The sequence below is a fragment of the Brachyspira innocens ATCC 29796 genome (genome assembly GCF_000384655.1).
GTDB lineage: Bacteria > Spirochaetota > Brachyspiria > Brachyspirales > Brachyspiraceae > Brachyspira > Brachyspira innocens.
This window is the reverse complement of record NZ_ARQI01000026.1, coordinates 1-2,526: the sequence shown is the minus strand read 5'-3', so window position 1 is coordinate 2,526 and position 2,526 is coordinate 1. Positions and strand designations below refer to the sequence as shown.

Sequence of the window (2,526 nt, the reverse complement as noted above, 5' to 3'; positions counted from 1 at the left end):
AATGTTTTGATAAGGCAATAGAGATCAATGATAAAGATACTGATTCATACTATAATAAAGCTTTAATTTTATTTGAACTTGGAAGATATGAGGAAGTGGAAAAAGAGTTTAACAATATTACAAAACTTGGAGAAACATCTTATAATCCATATTATAAAGGATTAACTTTATATAGAGAGAGAAAATACGCGGAAGCTATCAATGAATTTGATGAAGCAATAAAAATTAATAATATCAATAATAATGAAGCGTACTATTATAAAGGGCTTTCTCTATTTGAATTAAAAAAATATGATGAGGCATTAGAAAGTTTTAAAAGCACAAATAATTTTAATAAACATGACATGTATTATTTTTCGGGCGAAATTTATGAAACCAAAAATAATTATAAAGAGGCTATTAAATATTATGAAGAGGCTTTAAAAAATTATAAAGAAAAAAATAATTCAAGATATTATTATATAATAGGCATGACATTATACAAATTATCCGAGCTTGATAAAGCTATAGATAATTTTAATAAAGCATTATCATTTATATTTGAAGATAGTTATAAAAATAAAGAAGATATTTTGAATTACTGCAATAATATATTAAAACTTGAAAAGAATAATAAAGTTTTTTATGCTTATAAAATAATGGCTTTGATTTTATTAAACAGATATGATGAATCCTTATCATTATATAACAATATAGAAAAAAATAATGAATATTTAGACAGAGATGAACTTTATCAAAAAGCCTTAAATATATTAGATGAAAACAAAATAGATGTTAATTCTAATAAAAGAGTAGAAAAAGAAGAAGATAATAAATCAGATATAAATAATGAAATATATAGTATTAAAGAACAAATTAATTTATTAAAAAGCAAAGGAGAATATAATTCAGTTATAAAATGTTATGATAAGATAATAAATTTAAACTCAAATAATATAGAAAACTATAAAGATAAAATAGACTTCTTAAAAAGTATAGGCAAAAATGATTTAGCTATAGAATGCTGTGATGAGATGATAAAATTAAACCCTATAGAAGCATATAAAGGCAAAGCTGATATATACAAAATGCTGGCTATTTACTATAGTTCTAGCAGAGAAAAATATTATCATTTAGCTATAGAATGTTATGATGGTATGATAAAATTGGAACCTAATTATATAGAATCTTATAAAAGAAAAGCAGAAATATGCAAAACATTAGCTGATAAAAATATTTCTGAAGCAAAAAAATATTATAACTTAGCTATGGAATGTTATGATAAGGCTATAAACTTAAAACCTAGCAGTGAGCTTTATTACAGTAAGTGTAATGTCTTAAATAGTCTAAACAGAAAACCTGAAGCTGATGAGTGCTGGAAAAAAGCTAATGAGTTAAGGGAGTTAGGATTGTGATTTTTTAGGGTATATTTATTTTTTGGCTGCTCTTTATTCTTGGGCGGAATTTTATTTATATTTGGTTGCCATTTAATTCTGGTATAGTATTTTATTATTAGATATATTTTTATCTGTTCTTTTTTGCGTAGCCAAAAAAGAACCAAAAAAGGCTACTTCTTTTTTTGTAAAAAAAGAAGGCAAAAAAACAATTACAATCTTGAGGTAATACTTTTTATTTTTTGGTTGCATTCTATTATTCGATATATTTTTATATTAGTTTTATTTTCATTATTTGGAATGTATTTTTAGTATTTGATTGCTTATTAATTTATTCTTTTTGGTGTAATGAAAGGTAAAAAACCGCACCTATAGTGGACTATCCTAAATATTAAGCAATGCGGTGCGGAATGCCAGTACGGCGAGTACAAAAAGTAGGGCAAAAAACAATTACAATCTTGAGGGTTTGCTTTTCATTATTCGTTATCTTTTATTTATTTTTGTTTGCCATATGGTTATAACTTTATATTTTAATATTTAATTTATTTTCTTATCGTTATTTTTTGTTTGTACGGCACGCAGAGCGGATTTTTTAAATATTGATTAATTTAAAAATACTAATTCATCTTAATATATAAGATTTCATTCTACGTGCGTTGAAGAGTATCATAAATTTAAAAAACGCTTGGGTGGGCAGCCAGAGTAACAGTAAAAGCTAAAGAAGAAAAATAATTTATAAGTAACATATCAACGCATTAAAATTTAAAGGGTGGGAATTAGAATAAATTTTAAAATTTTATTTTAATCCCCCCTTTTAGATATTAAAGCTTTATTTTTTTATATTAGTTTAATTAAATCTTTTAAGTACTCACTTCAAAAAGTACACCCGCCCAAAGCATTATTTAAATTTAAGGCTTTCCTAAACGCACGTAGAGCGGATTTTTTTAATATTGGTTAATTTATAATTCTAATTCTGAAACATATAAGAATTGATTTAACGTGCGTTTAATATAGCATAAATTTAAAAAGCACTTGGGTGGGCAGCCAGAGTAACAGTCAAAGCTAAAGAATAAAAAAATCATTCATAAATAACAAATAGAATTAAAAAATTTAAGGGGTGGGAGTTAAAATTATTTCCAAAACTTTATTTTAA

General features: G+C 24.5%; 1 protein-coding gene. It reads left to right on the top strand.

Annotation, left to right across the window (positions count from 1 at the left end):
- Positions 1-1,394, top strand: a 1,394-nt coding sequence (locus tag F811_RS0100320; RefSeq protein WP_020003333.1) for a tetratricopeptide repeat protein, incomplete at its 5' end; no start/stop codon positions are given.
- Between the last annotated feature and the right edge of the window lie 1,132 nt (positions 1,395-2,526).